The organism is uncultured Thiodictyon sp. (assembly GCF_903946935.1).
Lineage (GTDB): Bacteria > Pseudomonadota > Gammaproteobacteria > Chromatiales > Chromatiaceae > Thiodictyon.
Map to the genome: position 1 here is coordinate 25,226 of NZ_CAJAXH010000270.1, position 23,815 is coordinate 49,040.

19 protein-coding genes are annotated in these 23,815 nt (G+C 64.2%); 15 read left to right on the forward strand and 4 right to left on the reverse strand.

What is annotated here, in order from left to right; all coding sequences use genetic code 11:
- The first annotated feature begins 31 nt into the window (after positions 1–31).
- The 12 genes from QZX93_RS23930 to ftsH all read left to right on the forward strand — a co-directional run bounded on the left by QZX93_RS23930 (position 32) and on the right by ftsH (position 16,266).
- Positions 32–2,188 (forward strand): ABC transporter substrate-binding protein, encoded by a 2,157-nt coding sequence (locus tag QZX93_RS23930; protein WP_295391792.1) that lies wholly within the window; start codon positions 32–34, stop codon positions 2,186–2,188.
- On the forward strand, positions 2,185–3,162 hold the full coding sequence (locus tag QZX93_RS23935) for an ABC transporter permease (RefSeq protein WP_295391752.1): 978 nt from the start codon (positions 2,185–2,187) through the stop codon (positions 3,160–3,162). The genes QZX93_RS23930 and QZX93_RS23935 overlap by 4 nt, the downstream gene beginning before the upstream one ends.
- The gene (locus QZX93_RS23940; protein ID WP_295391750.1) at positions 3,162–4,577 is read left to right on the forward strand and encodes an ABC transporter permease; all 1,416 of its coding nucleotides are present in this window, start codon (positions 3,162–3,164) and stop codon (positions 4,575–4,577) included. Before QZX93_RS23935 ends, QZX93_RS23940 begins: the two co-directional genes overlap by 1 nt.
- 144 nt (positions 4,578–4,721) lie before the next feature.
- Positions 4,722–4,982, forward strand: coding sequence for a UPF0175 family protein (locus QZX93_RS23945; protein WP_295391748.1), 261 nt, complete (start codon positions 4,722–4,724; stop codon positions 4,980–4,982).
- Between the two features lie 352 nt (positions 4,983–5,334).
- Entirely contained in the window at positions 5,335–5,478 is a 144-nt protein-coding gene (locus QZX93_RS27515) for a DUF3368 domain-containing protein (RefSeq protein ID WP_366761111.1), read from the forward strand.
- Positions 5,479–5,506: 28 nt separating this feature from the next.
- Positions 5,507–7,108, forward strand: coding sequence for a site-specific DNA-methyltransferase (locus QZX93_RS23955; protein ID WP_295391746.1), 1,602 nt, complete (start codon positions 5,507–5,509; stop codon positions 7,106–7,108).
- Positions 7,109–7,110: 2 nt separating this feature from the next.
- Positions 7,111–9,813 (forward strand): DEAD/DEAH box helicase family protein, encoded by a 2,703-nt coding sequence (locus QZX93_RS23960; protein WP_295391744.1) that lies wholly within the window; start codon positions 7,111–7,113, stop codon positions 9,811–9,813.
- 349 nt (positions 9,814–10,162) lie between these two features.
- Positions 10,163–10,816 carry an NAD(P)H-dependent oxidoreductase gene (locus QZX93_RS23965; RefSeq protein ID WP_295391743.1) on the forward strand — a complete coding sequence of 218 codons (654 nt, stop codon included), beginning with the start codon at positions 10,163–10,165 and terminating at the stop codon, positions 10,814–10,816.
- A gap of 3 nt (positions 10,817–10,819) precedes the next feature.
- Entirely contained in the window at positions 10,820–12,736 is a 1,917-nt protein-coding gene (locus tag QZX93_RS23970; protein ID WP_295391741.1) for a monovalent cation:proton antiporter-2 (CPA2) family protein, read from the forward strand.
- A 97-nt stretch (positions 12,737–12,833) separates the two neighbouring features.
- Positions 12,834–13,355: a cytochrome b/b6 domain-containing protein gene (locus QZX93_RS23975; RefSeq protein WP_295391740.1), complete on the forward strand. Its 522-nt coding sequence runs from the start codon at positions 12,834–12,836 to the stop codon at positions 13,353–13,355.
- A 108-nt stretch (positions 13,356–13,463) separates the two neighbouring features.
- Positions 13,464–14,192, forward strand: a complete 729-nt coding sequence (gene pyrF, locus QZX93_RS23980; protein ID WP_295391738.1) for an orotidine-5'-phosphate decarboxylase — start codon at positions 13,464–13,466, stop codon at positions 14,190–14,192.
- 148 nt (positions 14,193–14,340) lie between these two features.
- Positions 14,341–16,266 (forward strand): ATP-dependent zinc metalloprotease FtsH, encoded by a 1,926-nt coding sequence (gene ftsH, locus QZX93_RS23985; protein WP_295391737.1) that lies wholly within the window; start codon positions 14,341–14,343, stop codon positions 16,264–16,266.
- A gap of 292 nt (positions 16,267–16,558) precedes the next feature.
- Here ftsH and QZX93_RS23990 read toward each other — a convergent pair whose 3' ends face one another.
- From QZX93_RS23990 to QZX93_RS24005, 4 genes are all read right to left on the reverse strand, one after another.
- A complete protein-coding gene (locus QZX93_RS23990; protein WP_295391735.1) occupies positions 16,559–17,101 on the reverse strand; it encodes a DUF1415 domain-containing protein in 543 nt (180 codons plus the stop codon).
- An 18-nt stretch (positions 17,102–17,119) separates the two neighbouring features.
- Positions 17,120–18,100, reverse strand: coding sequence for a thiamine-phosphate kinase (gene thiL, locus QZX93_RS23995; RefSeq protein WP_295391734.1), 981 nt, complete (start codon positions 18,098–18,100; stop codon positions 17,120–17,122).
- A gap of 3 nt (positions 18,101–18,103) precedes the next feature.
- Complete coding sequence (locus QZX93_RS24000) at positions 18,104–18,880, reverse strand: M15 family metallopeptidase (RefSeq protein WP_295391733.1); 777 nt, start codon at positions 18,878–18,880, stop codon at positions 18,104–18,106.
- 119 nt (positions 18,881–18,999) lie between these two features.
- Positions 19,000–19,230: a type II toxin-antitoxin system HicB family antitoxin gene (locus QZX93_RS24005; protein WP_295391731.1), complete on the reverse strand. Its 231-nt coding sequence runs from the start codon at positions 19,228–19,230 to the stop codon at positions 19,000–19,002.
- Positions 19,231–19,447: 217 nt separating this feature from the next.
- Between QZX93_RS24005 and QZX93_RS24010 the strand changes: the two genes are divergently transcribed.
- The 3 genes from QZX93_RS24010 to QZX93_RS24020 all read left to right on the forward strand — a co-directional run bounded on the left by QZX93_RS24010 (position 19,448) and on the right by QZX93_RS24020 (position 23,224).
- On the forward strand, positions 19,448–21,910 hold the full coding sequence (locus QZX93_RS24010) for a helix-turn-helix domain-containing protein (protein ID WP_295391730.1): 2,463 nt from the start codon (positions 19,448–19,450) through the stop codon (positions 21,908–21,910).
- Between the two features lie 244 nt (positions 21,911–22,154).
- Positions 22,155–22,631: a hypothetical protein gene (locus QZX93_RS24015; protein ID WP_295391729.1), complete on the forward strand. Its 477-nt coding sequence runs from the start codon at positions 22,155–22,157 to the stop codon at positions 22,629–22,631.
- Between the two features lie 380 nt (positions 22,632–23,011).
- Positions 23,012–23,224, forward strand: a complete 213-nt coding sequence (locus tag QZX93_RS24020; RefSeq protein ID WP_295391727.1) for a cold-shock protein — start codon at positions 23,012–23,014, stop codon at positions 23,222–23,224.
- Positions 23,225–23,815: the final 591 nt, after the last annotated feature.

Below are 23,815 nucleotides of genomic sequence, written 5' to 3' on the forward strand. Positions count from 1 at the left end.
GCCACGGGCGCTTGGCGGCCGCTCGGCGCGGATGCGCGTGGGCGCGGCACTGCTCGCACTGTCCTTGGCGTTGCCGCTCGCCGGCTGCGGCAAGGCCCCCTGGAATGACCCCTACCCCGCGGGCGAGGGGTTGACCAACACACTCTATGCCTCCTTCAGCGAGCGCCCCAAGCACTTGGACCCGGTGCGCTCCTACTCCGCCGACGAGTATGCCTTTCTCGCCCAGGTCTACGAGCCCCCGCTCCAGTACCAGTTGTTGCTGCGGCCCTACCAACTGGCCCCCCTGTCCGCCACGCAGGTGCCGGTCGCACACTTTATCGACGCCCAGGGCCAGGCCCTGCCGGATACGGCCCCGGCCGAGCAGATCGCCTACAGCGACTACCTGATCCACGTCCGCCCGGGGGTGCGCTTCCAGCCACACCCGGCCTTCGCCCGCGACGGCTCGGGCGCGCCGCGCTACCACCGACTGACCGCGTCAGACCTGCGCGGCATCAACCGCCTGGCCGATTTCCCCGACACCGGCACCCGCGAGCTCACCGCGGCTGACTTTGCACACCAGATCAAGCGTCTGGCCGCGCCCTGGCTGCACTCGCCGATTGCCGGGGTGATGCAGGAGCATATCCTGGGTTTCAGGGAACTGGGCGAGCGGCTCGCGGCGGCGGACACGCTGGACCCGGTCGCGCGCGTCCAGGCCCTGCGCGAGGCGCGCCTTGACGGGGTGGAGGTGGTCGATCCGTTGACCTTGCGCATCCGTGTCATCGGCAAATACCCACAGTTTGTCTACTGGCTCGCCATGCCATTCTTTGCCCCCATGCCCTGGGAGGCGGAATTGTTCTACGCCCAGCCCGGCATGCAGGAGCGCAACATCGTGCTCGACTGGTATCCGGTCGGCACCGGCCCCTTCATGCTGACCGAGAACAACCCCAACCTGCGGATGGTGCTGTCACGCAACCCCAACTTCTGGGGCGAGACCTTCCCCACCCAGGGGATGCCGGGGGACGCCGCGGCCGGGTTGCTCAAGGACGCCGGCCGGCCCATGCCCTTCGTCGACCGGGCCATCTACAGCCTGGAAAAGGAGGATATCCCGCGCTGGAACAAGTTCGTCCAGGGCTATTACGACTCGTCCGGCATCTCCTCCGACGCCTTCGATCAGGCGGTGCGCATCGGCGGCGACGGCGGCCCCAGCCTCACCGATGAGATGAAGTCCAGGGGTATCGCGCTGCTGACCTCGGTGGAGACCTCGATCTCTTACCTGGGTTTCAATATGCTGGACCCAGTGGTGGGCGGCTATACGGAGCAGGCACGGCTGCTGCGCCGCGCGATCTCGATTGCGGTGGACTATGAGGAATTCGTCTCCATCTTCGCCAACGGCCGCGGACTGATCGCCCAGGGGCCGTTGCCGCCCGGGATCAGCGGTTATCGCGAGGGTGAGGGCGGGATCAACCCCTATGTCTATCAATGGCAAGACGGCCGCCCGGTACGCCGCGGGATTGAGGAGGCACGCGCCCTGATGGCGCAGGCCGGATACCCCGGCGGGCGCGATGCCAAGACCGGCCGCGCACTCAGTATCAATTATGAGGCGGTGGCCACCGGGCCAGATGACAAGTCGCGGCTCGCCTGGATGCGCAAGCAGTTCGATAAGCTGGGCATCGAGCTCGTCATCCGCTCCACCGACTACAACCGCTTCCAGGAAAAGATGCAGAACGGGACCGGCCAGGTCTATATGTGGGGCTGGAACGCGGACTATCCGGACCCGGAGAACTTCCTCTTTCTGCTCTACGGGCCAAACAGCAAGGCGGAGCACCAGGGCGAGAATGCATCCAACTACGACAACCCCGAATTCAACGCGCTCTTCGATCGGATGAAATATATGGAGGATGGCCCCGCACGCCAGGCGGTGGTGGACCAGATGATGGCAATCGCCCGCCGCGACGCCCCCTGGCTCTGGGGCTTTTATCCCAAGGGATTCAGTCTACATCACCAGTGGCTATTCAATGCCAACCCCAACAAGATGGCCAATAACACGCTGAAATACCGACGGGTCGATCCGGTGCTGCGGGATCGTCTACGCCGCGAGTGGAATCCGCCCATCCTCTGGCCGCTCTGGGGGCTCCTGGGGCTCGGCCTCGTCCTGGTGCTGCCGGCCCTCTGGATGGTGCGGCGGCGCGAACGCAGTACCGCACTATGACCGCCTATATCCTGCGCCGCTTGCTCTATGCCATCCCGATCCTGATCGGGGTGAACCTACTGACCTTTGTCCTGTTTTTCGTCCTCAACACGCCCGATGAGATGGCGCGGATGCAACTGGGCGAGAAGCGGGTGACAGCGGCGGCCATCGCCAATTGGAAGCGCGAGCACGGTTATGACCAACCCCTGCTCTTCAACGAGGCGGCGCCGGGCCTCGCCAAGGTCACTCAAACCATCTTCTTTCAGCGTTCGGTCAAGCTCTTCGCCTTCGATTTCGGTTCGTCGGACAACGGGCGCGCCATCGGCTATGACATCTCGCAGCGCATGTGGCCGAGCCTGGCGATTGCGGTCCCGGTGCTGCTGGTGGGGCTGGCGCTGAACGTCAGCCTGGCCCTCTTTATCGTTTTCTTTCGCGCCACCTATCTGGACCTGGGGGCGGTGGTGCTGCTGGTGGCGATGATGTCGATCTCCGGGCTCTTCTATATCATCGGCGGCCAGTTCCTGCTGAGTAAGTTGTTCCATCTGGTGCCCATCTCCGGCTACGACACCGGCTGGAACGCGTGGAAGTTCCTCATCCTGCCGGTCATCGTCGGGTTCATCGGCGGGGTGGGCTCCGGGGCGCGCTGGTATCGCACGCTCTTCCTGGAGGAGGTCTCCAAGGACTATGTGCGCACCGCCCGCGCCAAGGGCCTCACCGAGCGGCGGGTGCTGTTCCGTCATATACTGGGTAATGCCCTGATTCCGATACTCACCGGGGTGGTGGTGGTGCTGCCGCTGCTCTTCATGGGCAGCCTGATCACCGAATCCTTCTTCGGCATCCCGGGGCTGGGCAGCTATACCATCGACGCCATCAGCAATCAGGACTTCGCCATCGTGCGGGCCATGGTCTTCCTGGGTGCGGTGCTCTATATCCTGGGACTGATCCTGACCGATATCTCCTATACCTTGGTCGATCCACGGGTGCGGTTGCAATAATGCCCGTCATGCCAGTCATCCTCTGGACCGACGCACTGGTCTTCCTGCTGCTGGCCATTGGCCTCGGCTTCGCGCTCTATGCCTCCCGCCATGAACACCTGCGCGCCCCCTGGCGGCGGGTCGCCCGCTCACGGGTCGGCATGTGTACCCTGGTGGTCTTGGCCTGCTATTGCCTGATCGGGGTCCTGGATACCATCCATTTTCGCCTCCCGCTCGCCGACCAAGTCAGTCAGCCCGCCGGGCGCCAATTCGGCCCAGAGGTCTTGAGCCTACTCGACGCCTGGGCCACCCCCTTGCGGCAACGCCAGGAGAAGACCTACTCGGCGCCCTTCGCCACTCACCTGTTCGTCAAGGAGGCCATTACCCAACCGGACGGCAGCGTGATCCGGGACTACCCGCCACTGCGATACGGCGGACAACACCTGAAGGACCCGAGCCAACGGGGGTGGGACATCGTTGCCACCGCGTTGCGGGGGCTGATCGGAGGCTTGGCGGTCTGGGGGTCGATCGTGGCGGCGATCCTCTGGCGCAAGGCGCGGCGACGGGGGTTGACCCTGTCGGTCATGTTCGCGCAGGCCCGCGCCGCTCGCACCGAGGTGCCCTGGCGCACCGTCCTCGGAACCTTGGCGGCGATGCTGGTACTCGGTTTCGTTGCGGGTACACTGGCGCTCAAGTATCACATTTTGGGCACCGACAAGGTCGGCGAGGACGTTTTCTTCCAGGCGCTCAAATCCATCCGTACCGGGCTGGTCATCGGCACACTCACTACCCTGGTCATGCTGCCGGCGGCGGTCCTGCTGGGAATCATGGCGGGCTATTTCCGGGGCTGGGTGGACGACATCATCCAATATCTCTACACCACACTGAATGCGATCCCCGGGGTGTTGCTGATCGCCGCCGCCATCTTGATGCTCCAGGTCTATATGGCGAATCATGCCGAGGCCTTCGAGAGCCTGGTGCAGCGGGCCGACCTGCGGCTGCTGTTCCTGTGCCTGATTCTCGGTGTGACCAGTTGGACCGGGCTCTGCCGGCTCCTGCGTGGGGAGGCGCTGAAGCTGCGGGAGGCAGACTATGTCCAGGCCAGTGTGGCCCTGGGTGTCGGCCATTTCGCCATCCTGGGGCGGCACATCCTCCCCAATGTGCTGCACATCGTCATGATCACCCTGGTGCTGGACTTCAGCGGTCTGGTGCTGGCCGAGGCGGTGCTGTCCTATGTCAACATCGGCGTCGACCCGACCATGAACAGTTGGGGTAACATGATCAACAGCGCCCGCCTGGAATTGGCCCGTGACCCGGTGGTGTGGTGGTCACTGGCCGCCGCCTTCCTCTTCATGTTCACCCTGGTCCTGGCCGCCAACCTGTTCGCCGACGTGGTCCGCGACGCCTTCGATCCGCGGCTGCGGGGGGCGCGTTAATACTTGTTCTCTCACGGAGACACGGAGACACGGAGACACGGAGAAGAAGACCTTTGTGCCTTTGTGTCTTCGTGAGAGATTTCTGAGGTCGCCGCTGGCCGGAGCGATGATCGACACCCCCCCCGCATAACTAATGAGCAGCCAATGGCCGTGGCCCAAATCGAAATCCCGACGGATGTCCTGGAATCTGCGCGCTTGTCGGTCCCGGAGATTAAGCAAGAGCTTGCCCTTGCGCTCTATACCCAGCGGCGACTGTCCATCGGCAAGGCGCGGGAACTCGCTGGAATGTCGCTATGGGACTTCCGCCAATTACTGGGCACCCGGCGCATCTCCCCGCATTACGATGAATCGGACCTCGCCGAAGACTTAGCCATCTTGGACGACCTGCGTCAGGCCGGGTCATGAATGGGGTCGTCGGCAATACGTCGCCATTGACCAATCTGGCCGCGATTGGAGCGATGGGGTTGCTGGAGCGGCTGCTCGGCCGGGTGCATATCGCCGAGGCTGTGCAGCTGGAACTTGCAGCGGGAGGGCATCACTGGCCGGGCCGGGCTCAAGTTGCTGCCGCCTCCTGGGTGGAGTGCCACAACGTTCAGAACCGCTCTCTGGTCTTGGCGCTAAGCCAGGACCTTGATGCCGGAGAATCGGCGACTATCGCCCTGGGTCTGGAGATCGGCGCCACGCTGGTCTTGATGGACGAGCGCGAGGGACGGCATCGTGCGCAGCGGATGGGTCTGCGGACCATGGGGTCGTCGGTGTGCTATTGCTTGCAAAGGAGCGCGGGTTGCTATCGGCTGTCGGTCCGAGCCTGGATGCCTTGCGCTCTCAGGCCGGCTTTTGGTTGAGTGATGCGGTCTATCGGCAAGCGCTAAGCATCGCAGATGAAATTGCACTGGGATAGCTGCATTTTTTTATTGTAGAGTACCTGAATGCCTACGTTGAATTGGATCGGCAAAGAAGCCGTCGTCAGACATCACCGGGAAGTGCCGTTTCGGCTGCTGGAGCCGGTGCCTGAACTGTCCTGCGGACCCGCCGACAGCGGCAACCTGATCGTGCAGGGAGACAATCTGCACGCACTCAAGGCCCTGCTGCCGCGCTATGCCGGGCAGGTGAAGTGCATCTATATCGACCCGCCCTACAACACCGGCAACGAGGGCTGGGTCTACAACGACAATGTCAGCAGCCCGGAGATCCGCCGCTGGCTCGGCGACGTGGTCGGCAAGGAAGGCGAGACACTGGATCGCCATGACCGCTGGCTGTGCATGATGTATCCGCGGCTGGTGTTGCTGAAAGAGTTCTTGCAGGAGGATGGCGCCATCTTCGTTTCCATCGACGATAACGAGGTTGCAACGCTGCGACTATTGATGGATGAGATATTTGGCTCCAACAACTTCGTAGCGACCATTGCGTGGCATAAGCGGGTGTCTCCCGCCAATGATGCCAAATATTTCAGCACCGACTTGGATTCAATCATCGTTTTCGCCAAGAGGATCGAATCCTGGCGTCCAAATCGTTTGGTAATGACCGATAAGCAAGTCGGTAACTATCGAAACCCGGATAATGACCTCCGCGGGCCGTGGAACTCCTCAGCGTACACCTGTGCAAAGACGGCGGACGAACGTCCAAATCTTTACTATGAAATTCGCCAGCCGCATACTGGTAAGCCAATCTGGCCAAGTAGAACGCGCGTTTGGGCCTACGAAAGGACCACCCATGACCGACACGTTGCGGAGAACATGATTTATTGGGGTGCCGATGGGCTTTCCGAAAAGCCACGCCTCAAAAAATTTCTCACGGAGGCAAAACGGGTCGTTCCTAGAAGTTTCTGGACCGCCGACGAAACTGGGAATAACCAGGAAGGCAAGCTAGAGCTGAACAACTTAAATGTTGACGTACATTTTGCGACACCCAAACCTACCCGCCTGATCCAGCGCATCCTACAAATCGCCACCAATCAGAATTCGATGATTCTCGACAGCTTCGCGGGCTCCGGGACTAGCGCTCATGCAGTCATTAAGCAGAATGGGGAAGATGGCGGTGATCGGCGGTTCATCCTTGTCGAGATGGAGCAAGAGATCGCCCGTAGCGTCACCGCCGAGCGCGTCAAGCGTGTCGCCCAGGGCTACACCAACGCCAAGGGCAGTGCCGTCGAGGGCCTCGGTGGGGGCTTCCAGTTCTGCCGCCTTTCCGCCGAACCACTGTTCGATGCCACCGGCCAGATCCGCGCTGATGTGACATTCGCGCAGCTTGCAGAATTCGTCTGGTTCGCCGAGACCGGTAGCGGTTATGCCGGGACGGCCGACGGTCCCTTGATTGGCGTCAATGAAGGCATTGCGATCTATCTGCTCTATAACGGCATCCTGAAGGACACAGCGCCGGCCGGCGGCAATGTGCTGACCGGTCCGGTCTTTGATGCGCTGCCGAAATTCACCGGCCCCAAGGTGATCTACGCCGCCGCCAACCGGCTGGGCTCACGCACCGCGCGCGAGGGCATCACCTTCAAGCAAACCCCTTACGCATTGGACGTGTGAGCATGACGACCTTCGCCCCCAAGACCTATCAGTCGCAGGTGCTCGAATCGCTCGAGGCCTATTTCAAGGCGTGTCATGAGTTGCCGTCGCCCTCGCTGGCCTTCACGGCCGTCACCGAGCGCCTGTGGGGGCGCGGCCTGGCCTATAATGCCCTGCCGGGCTTCCCGCCGGATATGCCCTATCTCTGTCTGCGGGTGCCCACCGGCGGCGGCAAGACCTGGCTGGCGGCCAAGAGCGTCGCGTTGGTCAACACCCATCTGCTGCGCTGTGAGCACAGTGTCATCCTCTGGCTGGTGCCCAGCCGGCCGATTCGCGAGCAGACGCTCAAATGTCTCAGGGACCGGCGGCACCCGTATCACACCGCCTTGCGCGAGGCCGGCGCCATCACCGTGATGGACCTGGATGAGGCCAGGAGCCTGACCCGCGCAACGCTGGACACCACGACCACGATCATCGTGGCGACCCGGCAGGCCTTTCAGGTGGAGGAGGAGGAATGCCGCAAGGTGTATCAGTCCAGCGGTACGCTGATGCATCATTTCGATAATCTGTCACCCTCCCAGCGCGATGAACTCCTGACCGATGGGGAGGGCGCCGACCGGACCATCCCCTATTCGCTGGCCAACATGCTGCGGCTGCGTCGACCGTTCGTCGTCGTCGATGAGGCGCACAACAGCCGCACCGAACTGGCCTTTAATATGCTGGCCCGTTTCCGCCCCAGCGGGGTGCTGGAACTGACCGCCACGCCGGACCTTGAGCGCACCCCGAGCAATGTGTTGCATAGCGTTTGCGCCGCCGAGTTGAAGGCGGAGGAAATGATCAAGTTGCCGGTGGTGCTGGAGACCGAGCCCAACTGGCAACAATGCCTGGCCGACGCCATCGGCCGGCGGGAGGCATTGCATAAACTGGCGGAAGAGGAGCGGCGCACTGGTGCGCCCTATCTGCGGCCGATCGTGCTGATTCAGTCCGAGCCGCGCCGTTCCGGGGTCGAGACGCTGGATTTTGAGCGGGTACGAGATGAGCTGATCGGCAACCACGGTATCCCCGCCTACGAGATTATGGTGGCCACCGGGGAGGAAAAGGGGCTCGAGCAGATCGATGCCGACTATAAGCTGGGCATTGCCGACCCACACTGCCCGGTCAAGTTCGTCATCACCCAGCGCGCCCTAGCCGAGGGCTGGGACTGTCCCTTTGCCTATATCCTGGTGAGCATGGCCGCACTGCATTCGGCGACGGCGGTGGAGCAGTTGCTCGGACGTATATTACGGCAACCCGATGCCAGTCATCGGGTGGCGCGCGCGCTCAATCAGTCCTATGCCTTCGTCGTGTCGCCGAGTTTTGCCGACACCGCCGGCGCATTGCGTGATCGTCTGGTAGCCGGTGCCGGATTCGAGCGACGCGAGGTCTCTGCGTTCGTCAGGGCGGCCAAGGATGGGCAGGGGCAGCTTGATTTGGCTGGGCACGGGGGACGCGTGGTCGTCCATCCGGTGCCCGTCACCCTGTTGGAGAAGCCGAACCTCAAGAGTGTGCCCAAGCCCGTGCGCGACAAGGTGGTATGGGACGGCAAACTCAACACATTGACGATCAACGCGCCCTTGACGGTGGAAGAAACCGAGGTGCTCAAGGCCGCGGTCGTGACGCAGACGGCAGCGGCGGCGATCGAGGCGGCGGCGCAAGTCAGCCGCACGACGGCGATCGAGGTGTTCCAGACACCGGCTGAACGCGGCGAGCGCTTGCGGGTACCGCAACTGGCGTTGTGGGTCCAGGGGGAGCTGAGATTATTCGATGATCCGGAGGTGTTGGAGTACCCCTGGGATTTGGGACAGTACGATGCAGCACCAACGCGCGAGGACATCGCCACCTTGGATGCGGGCCTAAAGGTCTCCGAAGGCGGTCAAATCGATGTCGACGCCAGTGGCAAGGTCGTGTCTAGCTTCATAAAGGAAATGCAACGCGACCTGGGGCTGGTCTATCAGCCTGAACATTGGGACGCGATACGCTTGGCGACCTGGTTATGTACCAATCTGCCGGAACCATCCCTGACGCACGCCAGTAAGCAGGCCTTTGTGGCCGCGTGGTTGGGGCAGTTGCTGGAGCGCGATGATGGCACACTGGCGCGCGCCAATCTGCAAAAGTTCATGATCCGTAACCGTCTTGAGGCACGTATCCGGGAGCTGCGCAAGCAGGCAGTCGGCAAGGCCTTTCAGCTAACCCTCTTTGGGGATGATGCGGCGTCGCGTGTGACGGTGGTCGACGAGTATGCCTTTGAATTCCATGCCCAGGCCTATGCGCCGAGTCGCGATTACGACGGTCGCTTCGGGCGCTTTGAGTTCCGCCGGCACTTCTACGGGCGCATTGGCGATTTCGACAGCAAGGAGGAATTCGAGTGCGCCTGCTGGCTGGACATCGCGGCGCAAAAGGGCCATATCCAGTTCTGGGTTCGCAACCTGGTGCGGAGAGAGGGCAGTTCCTTCTTTCTCCAGAAGGCTGACGGGCGCTTCTATCCGGACTTTGTGTGCCAACTGCCGAAGTCCCAGGGGCAGCCAGGCTCGATTCTGGCTGTCGAATACAAGGGCGCCGATCGCTGGAAGGCCGCGGCGGATGACCGTTTGATCGGCGGCTTGTGGGCGAACCTCTCCAACGGGCGTTGTCGTTTCGTGATGGTGACGGACAGGCACTGGGATGGGATAGAGGCGCAGCTGAAATGAGACTGAGGATTGCCCGCGCCCTGTGCCTGCTGTCCGCCCTGATGCTCACGCCCGCCGCGGCCGCTGAGGACCCGGCGACGCTCGCCGCAGCTAGCCGGGATACCGCAGCAGCGCCTAGCAGGCTGTCGGACTTAGTGATGCAACCGATTGAATGCAAAGAGTTTCCTCTTTTGCGCCAAAAAGTCGTTTTCCTGTTTAATCAATCGGTTACGCCATCAAGTCCGACAGGCTGCTAGCAGAGGCCGCACGACCTGGGGTCCCGGGGCGCGCCGACCAAGGGGCTATGCCCGACCGCGATCCTTGGGTAAGCTGCACCGCTTTAGGCAGCAACTTGTTCGGGGGCACCGCGATGTCGAACGCGCCAGGGTCGACCAAAGTGGACGAGGCGGTCGGTCGGCGCCGCATCCTGGTGCTGTTCGCCCACCCCTCATTGGAGCGTTCGGAGGTCAATGGACCCCTGGCCGCGGCGACCGCCCGGGTCGAGGGGGTGACCCTGGTGGACCTCTATGCCGAGTATCCGACCTTCGACTTCAACGTGGACCTGGAGCAGGAGCGCCTCCTGGCCCATGATGCCCTCTGCTTCATGTATCCGCTGTACTGGTATTCCACCCCGGCGATCCTCAAGGAGTGGCAGGACCTGGTCCTGGAGCGCGGGTTCGCCTACGACGCCGCGGCCCCCGCCCTGCAAGGCAAGGTCTTCTTCAATGCACTGACCGCCGGCGGGCCGGAGGCGGCCTACTGCGCCGCCGGCTACAACCATCTGACGATCCGCGAGTTGCTCTCGCCCCTGGAGCAGATGTCGCGACTGTGCGGCATGGTCTTCCTGCCGCCGTTCGCACTGTTCGGCGCCCGTACCGCGGTGGAGGATGGGCGCCTGGCGGGACACATTGCCGACTGGGTGCGGGTGCTCGAGGCCCTGCGCGATCATCGGCTGGACCTGGCGGCGGCGGCCCCCAGGACCAAGCTCAATGCCGACCTCGACGCGATCATCCGGGGGGCCTGACCCATGGAGGGAATGCTGTTTCACGCCTTCGTCTATCTCGCCGCCGCGGTGGTGGCGGTCCCGGTGGCCCACCGCCTGGGCCTGGGCTCGGTCCTGGGTTATCTGATCGCCGGCATCCTGATCGGCCCGGTCTTGGGGCTGGTGGGCGCGGAGACCAAAGACATCCAGCAGGTGGCCGAGTTCGGCGTGGTGCTGATGCTGTTTCTGGTGGGTCTGGAGCTCGAGCCCAAGCTCCTGTGGCAGATGCGTGGCCGGCTGCTCGGGCTCGGCGGACTCCAGGTCGGACTGACCGCGCTGGCGATCGCCGCGCTGGCATTCTCGCTCGGGCTCTACTGGGGCCTGGGGCTGGCCGTGGGCCTGGTGTTCGCCATGTCGTCCACCGCCATCGTCATCCAGACCCTAAGCGAAAAGGGCCTGACCAAGACGGAGGGGGGGCGGGCGAGCTTCGCCGTCCTGCTGTTCCAGGATATCTCGGTGATCGCGGTGCTCGCCCTGATCCCCTTCCTGGCCCAGCCGGAACCGCTCGCGCTGGCCGCCTGGTTGAGCGCGGCGGCCGGTGACAACTCGGCCGCCCAGGGCGCCGCCGGGCTGGTGGCCGGTCTGCCCAACTGGGGCTATGCCCTGGTGGTGTTGGGGGCGGTGGCGACCGTGGTGTTGGGCGGGCACTACCTGTCCCGCCCACTGTTCCGTTATATCGCCGAATCCCGGCTGCGCGAGGTCTTCACCGCCAGCGCCCTGCTGCTGGTCGTCGGCACCGCGCTCTTGATGACCCTGGTGGGACTCTCCCCGGCGCTCGGCACCTTCCTGGCCGGGGTGATCCTGGCCACCAGCGAGTTCCGCCACGAACTGAGATCGGACATCGAGCCCTTCAAGGGCATCCTCATGGGGATCTTCTTCATTACCGTGGGGGCCGGGATCGACTTGCCGTTACTGTTCGGCGACTTCGCCACCCTGCTCGGCCTGACCCTGGGTGTCATGGGGCTCAAGGCGCTGGTGCTGCTCGCGCTGGCGCGGCTGTTCCGGCTGCGCGCGGGGGACCGCTGGCTGTTTGCCCTGAGCCTGGCCCAGGCCGGTGAGTTTGGCTTCGTCCTCTTGGGCTTCTGTGTGCAGAACGGCGTGGTACCGACCGGGCTGGCGCGGACCCTGTCGCTGGTGGTTGCGCTCTCGATGCTCCTCACCCCGGCGCTCTTCATCCTCTATGACCGGCTGATCGCCCCGCGGCTGCGCAACGGCAAGGGGCCGGCGCCGGACACCATCGAGGAGGAGGGCACGGTGGTTATCGCCGGGATCGGCCGCTTTGGCCAGATCGTCAACCGACTGCTGGTCGCCGCCGGGATCGAGACTGTGGTGCTGGACCACCGGGCGGACCAGATCGACCTGCTGCGCAAATTGGGGATCAAGAGCTACTATGGCGACGCCTCCCGCCCGGACCTGCTGCACGCGGCGGGGCTCGCGCGGGCGCGGCTCTTCATCGTCGCCATCGACGATCGGGACCGGGCGGTCGAGATGGTGGATTATTGTCGGCGGACCTATCCCCAGGTCCGGATCCTGGCGCGGGCCTACGATGTGGGGCACCTGTATCTGCTCAAACAGGCTGGGGCCGATCTGGCGGTGCGCGAGGTCTTTGACACCTCGCTCGGCCTGGGCGCCGCGGCCCTGCGGGAGTTGGGGATGCACCCCTACAAGGTCGAGCGGATGACACGCGCCTTCCGCCGCCACGAGGCCGCGGGCCTCGCCGGGATGTATGACCTGTGGGATCAAGACCCCGACATCGCCCGTAATCTGGCGCTGCAGGCGCGCATCCGCGAGCATGTCGGCACCCTGCAGGACGCGCTCAACTCGGACCGGATGCAATTGCACGACCGCACCGAACGGGGCTGGACCCCGCCGTCGCGGGGGTTCAGTCGGGAGCCGGATTAGGGTGCGCTACCATACAGACCTCGGCGGGAGGCGCGGCTACTCTGGCGTCCCGCCTGCGCCGACCGGCGCGACGTCACATCGTTAAGGAGATTGACCCATGACCGACCCAAGTACCACCGCCGAACGCGTGCGCGTCTGGGACCCCTTCGTGCGCTTCTTCCACTGGAGCCTGGCGGTCGCCGTGCTGATCGCCTTCCTCACCGGGGATGAGCTCGAGGACCTGCATGTCGCCGTCGGCTATTTCATCATGGGGCTGCTCGCCGCGCGGCTGGTGTGGGGTGTGATCGGCCCCCGGCATGCCCGCTGGTGGAATTTCGTGCGCGGACCCACCGCCGTCAAGGCCTATGCCTGGGAGGTCCTGCGCGGGCACCCGAAACGCTACCTGGGCCATAACCCGACCGGCGGGGCCATGGCCGTCCTACTCATCCTGGGACTCATCTTGACCACGCTCACCGGTCTGGCCACCCAGAGTGCCCACGCGTGGAAGGATGTCCACGAGTTCCTCGCCTACGCCACCCTGGCCCTGGTCCCACTGCACCTGATCGGGGTCGCCGTCGCCAGCTTCCAACACAAGGAAAATCTGGTGCGCGGGATGATCGACGGCTACAAGCGCCCCTGAGTGCCGGCCTGACACGTGCGCTCAGGGCGCCGCGCGACCCCCGCCCAAGTCGACAGCGGGCAGGCGAGGGCCTAAACTGCGGCGTCAGAATCACCCGAGGTTTCAGCCATGAGCGCCCTGCTGTCCAACAAAGACATACCCGTCGCCGAGCGACTGATCCTCGCGCTGGACGTGCCTGACCGCGTCGCCGCGGAGCGCCTCGTCGGCGACTTGGGCGACACCGTGGGCTTCTACAAGATCGGCCTGGAGCTCTTCATGGCCGGCGGCTATTTCGAGCTGATCGAATGGCTCCTGGGCCAAAATAAGCGCGTGTTTTGCGACCTGAAGTTCTTCGACGTACCCGAGACCGTGGGGCGGGCGGTGCGCCAACTGCGTGATCGCGGGGTGGACTTCGCCACCGTCCATGGCAACGACAGCATGCTCGAGGCGGCCGTGCGGGAGAAGCGCGACCTCAAGATCCTGGCGGTGACGGTGCTGACCAGTCTCGACCGCACCGATCTGGACTCGCTCGGCTTCCAATGCGACGTGGAGGAATTGGTACTGGCGCGCGCCCGCAAGGCCCTGCGGCTGGGGTGCGACGGGGTGATCTCATCCGGACTGGAGGCGGCGCGGCTACGCGCAGACCTCGGCGCCCAATTCCTGGTCGTGTCCCCCGGCATCCGTCCGGTCGACAATCGCCCGGAGGACGATCAGAAGCGGGTGGTGACGGTCGAGCAGGCCTTTGGCAACGGCGCCGACTATATCGTGATCGGCCGGCCGATCCGCGACGCGGCCGATCCGCGCGCGGCCGCCCAAGCGATCCAGGCCCGGATCGCGACCCTGTTCGGTGGCGCCTGACGCCGCACCGCGGCCGCGCGCCCCGCGACCCGGCGGCGCCCCCCTACCCCGCACCTTTGGTTTTGCCCCCCCTGCCCCGATGTAGTTCGCAACACTGCACCGCGTCATTCAGCGCGGTGCCGCCTTTTGCTGAGGATCCTAGCGGAACATGAATGCCAAGAACCTGAATATACTGCTCTGGGTCGCCGTATCCCTGTGGCTGGTGATGATGCTCAACGGCCTGAACGGACCCACCCAGATGGAGTCGCGCAACCTGAGCTACAGCCAGTTCCTCACTGAAATCGGCGACGGCTCGATCCAAGAGGTGCGCATCCAGGATCAGCGCATCAAGGGCACCCGCACCGACGGTAGCCACTTCGAGACCTTCGACCCGGGCGACCCCGGGCTGGTGAGCGATCTGCTCAAAAACACCGTGACCATCCGCGCCGAACCCCCGGCCCAGCCGAGTATCCTCGGGCAGATGCTGGCCGCCTGGCTGCCCTTCGTGCTGATGATCGGCGTCTGGGTCTGGTTCATGCGGCGCAGCGGGGGCAGCGGCGGACCCGGCGGCATCTTCGGCTTCGGCAAGAGCCGCGCGCGCCAGCACGCCGAGGGCGAGGTCAAGGTGACCCTGCGCGACGTGGCCGGCTGCGAGGAGGCCAAGGAGGAGGTCGGCGAACTCGTGGACTTCCTGCGCAACCCGCAGAAGTTCTCCAGCCTGGGCGGGCACATCCCGCGCGGCGTGCTGATGGTGGGGCCGCCCGGCACCGGCAAGACCCTGCTGGCGCGGGCGATTGCCGGCGAGGCCAAGGTGCCCTTCTTCAGCATCTCGGGCTCCGACTTCGTGGAGATGTTCGTCGGCGTCGGCGCCTCGCGGGTGCGCGACCTCTTCGAGCAGTCCAAGAAGAGCGCCCCGTGCATCGTCTTTATCGACGAGATCGACGCCGTCGGCCGTCGCCGCGGCGCCGGCATGGGTGGCGGGAACGACGAGCGCGAGCAGACCCTGAACCAGTTGCTGGTGGAGATGGACGGCTTTGCCGGCAATGAGGGCATCATCGTCATCGCCGCCACCAACCGGGCGGACGTGCTCGATCCGGCGCTGCTGCGCCCCGGCCGGTTCGACCGCCAGGTGGTCGTCGGCCTGCCGGATCTCAGCGGCCGCACCGCCATCCTTGAGGTGCATATGCGCAAGGTGCCCTTGGCCGATGATGTGGTGCCCCGCACCATCGCCCGCGGCACCCCCGGGTTCTCCGGTGCGGATCTCGCCAATCTGGTCAACGAGGCGGCCCTGTTCGCCGCGCGGGCGGGCCTGACCAGCGTCACCATGCAGATGTTCGAGAAGGCCAAGGACAAGATCATGATGGGTGCCGAGCGGCGCAGCATGGTCATGTCGGACACCGAGAAGAAGCTCACCGCCTATCACGAGGCCGGGCATGTGATCGTCGGGCGCCTGGTGCCGGAGCACGACCCGGTGCATAAGGTGAGCATCATCCCGCGCGGCCGGGCACTCGGCGTCACCATGTTCCTGCCTGAGCGCGACCGCTACAGCATGAGCAAGCGCCAGTTGGAGAGCCAGATCTCCAGCCTGTTCGGCGGGCGTCTGGCGGAGGAGTTGATCTTCGGGCCCGAACACGTCACCACCGGCGCCTCCAACGACCTGGAGCGCTCGACCGCAATCGCCCGCAAGATGGTCACCCGCTTTGGCCTCTCCGACAACCTGGGTCCCCTGGCCTACGCCGATGAGGAGGGCGAGGTCTTCCTGGGACACTCGGTGGCCCAGCAGCGTCAGATCTCGGGCGACACCGCCGAGGCGATCGACAAGGAGGTGCGGATCATCATCGACCGCAACTACCAGCGCTCGAAGGACCTGCTCGTGGAGAACATGGACAAGCTCCACGCCATGGCCAGCGCGCTGCTGCGTTTCGAGACCATCGACCGCGACCAGATCGACGACATCATGAACGGCCGCCCGGTACGCGAGCCCCCGGAGGACACCGACCAGTCCGCCACGCCGCCCAAGGGCAACGGTGCCACGACCGGCAGCCAGCCCATGACCAAGCCGCCGGTCGTCGGGAGTGCCGTCGGGGGCGCCTGAGAGTCGGCCTGGCCGGGGGATCGCCCCCCGGCCGGGTCACACGAGAACGCCAGGGGCCGCCACTGCGGCCCCTTTTTTTGGCCCCCGACAGAGCCTGTGAACCGGGAAAGGGGAGTTGTCACGCCAAGGCGCCAAGCTCGCCAAGGGTTTTCAGTGCGTTATCAGCGTTGGCGCAGCCACCCGGCGGGTAATCTGGATGCCAGCCCTACCCTCTTGTATTTCTTGGCGAGCTTGGCGCCTTGGCGTGAGACTCCTGAGAAATCCGGGCTGGACGCGCTCTCTCGTCTGGCGGCTAAAGACACGCGGCTCTCAGCATTTTCAAATACGCCAGCCCCTTTTCCCGGGCAAAGGCGATATTTCGGTCCGGAATGCCGTCTGGGTCTTTGTAATGGGCCAGGACCTCTTCCAGGCCCTCTTCGCGGATCAGATGCAGCATCGGATAGATTGACCGGTTGGTATAGTTGGCCGGATCGTCCGGCGGGGCATCGCCAAAGCAATAATCCGGGTGAAAACCGGCGACCTGATAGGTGCCTTCATAGTCCTCCGCGGCCAACAGGTCTTCCGCCATGGCCACCAGGTCCAGATAGTCGGTGAACTCCGGATAGGCATCGGGAAAGATCAGCAGGGTGTTCTCAATCTCCGGATGCGCATCCAGCCGATGCCATTCGGCGAGGAGCGCCGTCAGACAGCCCTCCAGGTCGGTCGCACGGTCGACCTGGTAATGGATGGTATCGCGCTTGACCGGGGTGGCGGCAAAGGGGCAGAAATTGCATCCGACTACAACATCGACGACCCATTTCCTGGTTTGGGTAATGACTTGTTCATCTGTATTCATAATGATGACGATCCCATATCAATGAAAGTGATCGAACCCCACGCGCTCTAACGCGACCGCCGCCCCATCGGGTGCCCGACAGACCAGCCCGGGACCGCTCAGTATCCGTCCGATCGGGGTCAATGGACAGCCGCAGCGCGCGGCGATCTCCGGTAACCGCTCCAGGTACGCGGGCGGCAGACAGAAGCACAGTTCATAGTCGTCGCCGGCGGCGAGTGGCAGCCCCCAGTCACCATCCAGGTCGACCGCGGCGGCCACCGCCGCCTCCAGCGGCAAGGCGGCCAGGTCCAGCTCCGCCCCCACGCCGCTCGCCTCCAGGATATGGCCGAGGTCTGCGGCCAGCCCGTCGGAGCAGTCGATCATGGCACTCGCAAGCCCCCGCAAGGCGAGCCCCAGGGCGACCCGCGGGGTCGGGCGTTCGAGCCGCGCACGCCGCGCTGGCGACGGCGCCTGCCCGGCCAGCAACTCCCGCAGGGCCAGCCCCGCGTCGCCCAAGGTCCCGCTGACACAGACCAGATCGCCCGGACGGGCGCCAGCGCGGCGTATCTCAGCCCCAACCGGGACCAGCCCATGCACCTGCACCGTGATGGAGAGTGGCCCGCGCGTGGTATCCCCGCCCACTAGGGCGACACGGTGGGCGCGCGCCAGGCGGCCGAAACCGTGGGCGAAGGCCGCCAGCCAGTCAGGCGATTCGCGCGGCAGCGTCGCCGGCAGGGTGAGTGCCAGGGTCGCCCAAGCGGGCTCGGCACCCATCGCCGCCAGGTCGCTCAAGCCCACCGCCAGGCACTTGTGACCGATCGCCTCCGGGTCGCAGTCGGGCAGAAAATGTACCCCGGCCGCCAGGGTGTCGATACTCACCGCCAACTGCTGCCCGGCCGGCACCGCGAGCAAGGCGCAGTCGTCGCCGACACCCAGCAGCACGTCCGACCGCGCGGCCCCGAGGGCGGCGAAATGGGCGCGGATCAGGGCGAATTCGGGGGTGAGCTTAGTGGCTTGCATAGCTTACTCGCTGCCGACGCCCGGCGCCGTCACCGGGAAGTCGAAATAGGTCTGCGGGAAGGGCTCGGCCTTGAGGGTAAAGTGCCACCACTCCTCGGGCAACGAGCGAAAGCCGTGCCGCTCCATCGCCTGCGCGAGTTGGGCGCGGTGGTGCTGGGCCGCGGCGGGCACCGCGGTGCTGTCAGGATGTGAGAGGGGGTCCATGCAGTCGAAACCGGTGCCGAAGTCGAGCGGACTGTCGGGAAAGCGTTGCCCCTGCGGCGCCGTGCAGGCCACCAGCGGCTGATCGCTCACCGCCGGGACCGGCGTCGGCCCTGCCGCCGCGGGCTCCAGCACCAGGTCGACCGTGCTCCCGCGGGAGTGACCGGAGCGCGCCGCCACATACCCCAGCCGGAAGAAGTCGGCCTTGTCGATGTGCGGATAGAACTCCGCCTTCATCTGCTGGTCCGCGACGTCCTGGCTCCAGCGGACAAAGTGCGCCACCGCCCGCGTCGGGCGGTAGCAGTCGAACACCTTGACCCGCAGGCCGGCGGCGGCCACGTCTCCCTGCACCGCCTTCAGTGCCGCCGCGGCCTGACCGGTCAGGATGCACTCCGGGGCCTGGTAGCCGTCGATCGGCCGACCGATAAAGTTGTGGCTGCCGAAATAACGCATGTCCTGCGGGATATCGGGGGCGACCGCCCGCAGATAGACGAAGCCGTCGGGCAATGGCGCCGCCCCGACGGCTGGTGACAATAGGGCGGCGAGCAGGGCGATGGGGCTGAGTCTGCGGGTGGGCATGGGTCAGGGTCTCGCGGTGTTTCGGTCGGCGACCGGGCGATTATGCCGCAGATTGGCCGTCTCCCCACTTCAGCCTACGCACTCAATACTTCGGAGCCAACCCGGCCTGTTTGCACAGCTCATTTGCGGTTATGCGATCGAATTGCTTGTGCCGCTTGACCGGAATCACCTTCCGGAATTTCTCGGCCAAGGTCTTGGTATGCCTGGACCATCTCGTGCAACGCATCGCGGAGCATGGCCCGGCACTCTTCGAGGTTGGCACCTTCTGTAACGACCTCAGGCCAGTCGATCAACTGACCCATGTAGCCGCCGTGAAAGCAGGTATATCTTGCTGTGTAGGTTTGCAGCATCTTGGTTGACTCTGGTCGGGACAAGGCATTGGAAGGATATTCCTTTGATCCAGTATTTGCCCCACCGGTAGTCGCGTCAAGTCGCATCACGTGCCGGTGTCACCAGGCCGCGAGGCGGGTTGGGCAGGTCTACCCGATCAAAGCCGGCCCCGCGAGTGGCCGCCAGACCAGAAAAGCCGGACAATGACCCCCAGCCCGCACAGTCGTCGAGACGCAAATGCCCAATCCACAGTTGCAGTTGGCGCAGGAGCTCATCCGTGGCACGGATCTGAGCGTCTTTCTGACGGGCAAGGCAGGGACCGGCAAGACCACCTTCCTGCATACACTCAAAGCAGACCTGCCCAAACGCACGGTCGTCACCGCCCCGACCGGGGTGGCCGCGATCAATGCCGGCGGCGTGACCCTGCACTCCTTCTTCCAGCTCCCGTTCGGACCCTTCGTACCCGGCGGGGAGGTCGAGCGCCAGGCGGCGCAGCAGCACCTGGGCCGGCAGAAGCGCGAGATCGTCCAGGGCCTGGACCTGCTGGTGATCGACGAGATCAGCATGGTCCGCTGCGACCTGCTCGATGCGGTCGACTTCGTGCTGCGCCGGGAGCGCCGCTCCAACCGGCCATTCGGCGGCGTCCAGCTCCTGATGATCGGCGATCTGCATCAGCTCGCGCCCGTGGTGCCCGGTCAGGACTGGGCCATCCTGCGGGACTTCTATGACTCCGCGTATTTCTTCGGCAGCCGGGCGCTACAGGCGACCGAGGTGGTGCCGATCGCGCTTGAGCACATCTACCGCCAGACCGATGCGGACTTCATCGAGCTGCTCAATCGCGTGCGCGACAATCGGCTGGACGACGCGACCCTGGAGCGGTTGAATTCACGCTATCTGCCCGGGTTCCGGCCCGCGGAATCGGAGGGCTACATCACCCTGACGACGCACAACCAGGGCGCCGATCGCATCAATGAGACGCACCTCACGGCGCTCGGCACCAAGGCGCACGCATTCGCCGCGACGATTGAGGGCGACTACCCGGCGCACAGCTATCCGACCGCCGAGACGCTGACCCTGAAACAAGGCGCCCAGGTCATGTTCGTGCGCAACGACGGCGCACCGGTGAAGCGCTATTTCAACGGCAAGATCGGCACCATCGAGCACCTCGGGCACGCGCATATCCTCGTACGCTGCCCCGGCGACGAGCACGCCATCGAGGTCGAGCCGGCCACCTGGGAGAACATCCAATACAGCCTCGATCAAGAGAGCAAGGCGATCTCCGAGGAGGTCATCGGCCGCTTTACCCAATACCCGCTGCGCCTGGCCTGGGCCATCACCATCCACAAGAGCCAGGGCCTGACCTTCGAGCGGGCCATCGTCGACGCCGGGGCGGCCTTCTCGCCCGGGCAGGTCTATGTGGCCCTGAGCCGCTGCAAGACCTTCGAGGGACTGGTGCTCGGCACCCCGATCCCGCGCCGGGCGGTCATGACCGACCAGGTGGTTGCGGACTATGTCGCCGAGGCCACCCGGGAGCCGCCGACCCAGGAGCGGATCGATGGCGCGCGCCGTGCCTACCAGCAGCGGCTGCTCCAGGAGTGCTGGGACTTCGACGAACTCGGCGCCCGGCTGCGGCGGTTGCTCAGCCTGCTGCGCGACAACCGGCGGGTGATCGACGCGAACGGCATGGACGCCATCGACGCGCTGGAGCGACAGACCCATGATGCGGTGGTCGCCGTCGCCGCCAAGTTCCGGGGCCAGCTCCGCTCGCTGTTCCGGGATGACCTGCCCCCGGAGGACGACGCGCGCGTACAGGAGCGCGTGCGCAAGGCGTCCGCCTATTTCGCAGAGAGGCTCCAGCAGGGGTTGCGCCCCTGGCTCGACGCCTTCTCGTTCGGGACCGACAACAAGGCGCTGCGCAAGCAGCTCCGCCAGGCCGTCGAGGAACTGCGCAAGGAACTGGCAGTCAAGACCGCCGGGGTTGCGAGCTGCCGGGAGGGGTTCGCGACGGCCGCCCATCTGGGCGCGCTGGCCAAGGCGCGGATCGACGCGGAGCCCGCCGGGCCGCCGCCGGATCGAGGGCCAGCCCCCGGGGCCGGTGACGCCGAAGCCCCGGGGCTGCTGGGGGCGCTTCGGCGTTGGCGCGACCAGAAGGCGGCAGAGGAAGAACGCGAGGGCGTCGCCCGCTACCGCATCCTGACCCGAGCCGTGCTGAGACAGATCGCCGACACCCTGCCCCAGGACCCGCAGGCGCTGGCCGCCGTCAAGGGGATCGGCAAGCAGACCGTCGAGCGCTACGGCCGGGAGATACTGGGCATCGTCTCCGACTGGTGCAGCAGCCAAGGCATCGACCCCGCGGCCGTCCCCCGCCCCGGGCAGCCGGACAAGACCGAAACCGGTGCGGCGGAAGCCAACACACGATCGATCAGCTATTACCTCTACCGGGAGGGCATGAGCATCGAAGCGATCGCCAGCCGCCGGTCGCTCAAACCCACCACCATTGAGGACCATCTGGCCCATTACATCCGCAGCGGCAAGCTCGCCGTCACGGATTTCATCAATAAAGAGAAGCTCGCAAGGATCGCCGCCGTGCTGGAGCAGACCGGGCCTGATGCGCTCACCCTTGCCAAGCAGACGCTCGGCGATGACTATTCCTATGGCGAGATCAAAATGGTACGGGCGCATCTGGCGCGAGGGCGATGACCATCGTTCCGGCGGCCTTGATCATTATCCCAGCCACCGAACCTCCCCCCCCCCCGCTCTCGTGACACCGCTCAGCGGTGTCACGCATGTGTCAGGCGCTCTGCGCCGGGAATGCCTGGGGCCGGCACCAATTCTTCAACTATCGGTGCAGCTTACTTAATTCAGCCTCGCGCCAAACCTGAATTAGGTATACTACCCCTGGAATTCACACCCCTGGCCGGGGTCACAATCGGAGTTCAAGAACGTGCGTTACCTTTTGCTGATTTTCGTCTTTACTGTATTGAGTCAGGTCGTGCTCGCCGATCATTATAACACTTATCAGAATGCACGATTTGGTTACTCGATCGACTATCCCGCAGGGATTCTGTACCCACAAGGCGAGGCAGATAACGGCGACGGCCAGAAATTCTTGACGAAAGATGCTGATGCAAGTCTCTTGGTTTATGGATCAAATAATGCGCTTGAGCAAACCTTGGAAGACGTTTACCTTGACGCTGCACGCAGTGGGTCAACGGATAGCCCGAAAAAAGTTGTCACCTATAAAGCCATGAAGCGCGATTGGTTTGTCGTTTCCGGCGTTGACGGCGAGAGGGTTTTCTACCAGAAAACCATCTTGGCCGGCGATCAATTTTTCACGTTTATCCTGGAATACCCCGCAGGGAAGAAAAGCATATTTGATCCAATCATAAAGCGCGTTTCGGCTTCCTTCAAGCCGAAGTAATCGTTACGCGGTTGTTGCCGGGCTCGACCTCAATCTGGGGAGAGCAAAAATGGGCCAGGCTCGAATGGCACTAAGTTAAACTCAGCGTCAGAATAAATCATTGGCTTGCGAGAACTCGAATCGGGCGCCCGTGGCTCGGATGCTGGCTCGAAAGCTGAGAAACACGGGATGCCGCGCCCGAGAAACCAGGATCTTGGTTCCGCCAGGTTCGCGTAAGTTCACGATATATCTGAGCCAAGCCCTTAACTTAGTGCCATTCGAGCCTGGCGCCTTATTGCAATGTCGTTGACAAGCAGAGCGAGATTTGCTTGACTACCGCTGGTCCGGCGGCTTATTAGGCCGCCCATCCGTCGCAATCCGAAATCAACTGAGAGACTGTTATGGCAAACAAAATGACTGGCACGGTAAAGTTCTTCAACGCGGAGAAAGGGTTTGGTTTCATCTCACCGGCTGACGGCAGCAAAGACGTGTTCGTACACTTTTCCGCCATCCAGTCTACCAGCTTCAAGACCTTGGATGAAGGTCAGCGCGTTGAGTTCACCATTGAGCAAGGCCAGAAAGGCCCGGCGGCCGCCAACGTCATTGCTCTGTAATGCAAAAAGGGGCCGGGCTCAATGATGAATCCTGAAAATGGCCTGACCATTCACCAAGGTAAAGGGGTCATGCTCGAGTGAATTTCGGCCTTGCGGCCCTGAACTCTATTCGAGCTTGGCCCCTTTTGCTTCTGCACCGGCCCTGATCATCGTTCCGACCACAGGAGGTCGAGGCTTTAGCCGGCCCAGCGCGCAGGCACCACTGATCTTCCTTGGATATGTCGGGCGCCGCCACCGGCTAAAGCCTCGACCTCCGGTTGGGGATGGATCGTCGCTTCGGTCAGGGCGCGCTGTCATTCAGGCCGGGACGCCGGAATCCAGACCAGGGACGGCAATCGCTCAGCCAGCATGGACGCGCAGAATACAGCAGGGCGGTCGGAACCATGACAAAGGCGGCTGGTCGGAATAGGCGGCGAAGTACTGCTCGGCCCGGATCGCCATCGAGCGGTTAAGAGGCTGTCTAAGAACCATTTTGAGGTAGAGGATTACTTAACGGCTAATAAATATGGCGTTTGATTATTGCAGATCTGCCGAAGAAGCAAGCGTCCGGATGCAATATAAACCTGCGTTTCGCTTGAAGTCGGTTTGCGC